This is a genomic window from Parazoarcus sp. PS-13 R2A (assembly GCF_057621855.1).
This window is the reverse complement of the sequence record NZ_JBYEXN010000055.1, coordinates 1-959: the sequence shown is the minus strand read 5'-3', so window position 1 is coordinate 959 and position 959 is coordinate 1. Positions and strand designations below refer to the sequence as shown.

Annotated in this window: 2 protein-coding genes; both read right to left on the bottom strand. The window is 67.3% G+C overall.

What is annotated here, in order from left to right:
* Nucleotides 1–627, bottom strand: a 627-nt coding sequence (locus tag AC22G6_RS21785) for an electron transfer flavoprotein subunit alpha/FixB family protein (RefSeq protein WP_487368501.1), incomplete at its 3' end; no start/stop codon positions are given.
* 1 nt (nt 628) lies between these two features.
* On the bottom strand, nt 629–959 hold a 331-nt coding region (locus AC22G6_RS21780), incomplete at its 5' end, for an electron transfer flavoprotein subunit beta/FixA family protein (RefSeq protein ID WP_487368500.1).

Below are 959 nucleotides of genomic sequence, written 5' to 3'. Positions count from 1 at the left end.
GTAGTTCTCGCCGCTGCCCACACCGCGACCACCGGAGACGATGACCTTGGCCGCGCCCAGTTCGGGACGGGCGCTCTTGACGATCTCGCGGCTCACCAGCGTGGCCAGTCCGAGATCAGCCGGCGCGGTGACGGCTTCGATGGCGGCTGCACCGCCCTCGCCCGCCGCTTCAAACGCGGTGGTGCGCACGGTGATGAGCTTGATCGCGTCCGCGCTCTTGACCGTGGCCAGCGCGTTGCCGGCATAGATCGGGCGCACGAAGGTGTCGGCGTCTTCGATGGCAACGATGTCGCTGATCTGGGCCACGTCCAGCTGCGCTGCCACGCGCGGCAGCATGTTCTTGCCCGCGCTGCTGGCCGGTACCAGGATGTGGCTGTAACCCGAAGCCAGACCCTTCACCAGTTCGGCGACGTTCTCGGCGGTCTGCGCTTCGAGGTGGGCAGCATCGGCCACCAGCACCTTGGCCACACCGGCGATCTTCGCCGCGGCGTCGGCCGCTGCGCCGCAGGCACTGCCGGCGACCAGCACATGCACGTCGCTGCCGAGCGCTGCGGCGGCAGTGACGGTGTTGAGGGTGGCTGCCTTGATGGCCTGATTGTCGTGTTCGGCAATTACGAGAATGGACATGTCAGATCACCTTCGCTTCGTTCTTGAGTTTCTCGACCAACTGGGCCACGTCGGCCACGCGCACACCGGCGCTGCGCTTGGGCGGCTCGGAGACCTTGAGCGTGGTCAGGCGCGGCGCGACGTCGACGCCGAGCGCGTCGGGCTTCACCGTCTCGAGCGGCTTCTTCTTCGCCTTCATGATGTTGGGCAGCGTGGCGTAGCGCGGTTCGTTCAGGCGCAGGTCGGTGGTCACCACCGCCGGCAGCGAGATCGACAGGGTCTCCAGACCGCCGTCGATTTCACGCATCACGCTGCCCTTGCCGTCGGCCAGCGTCAGCTTGGAGGCGAAGGTC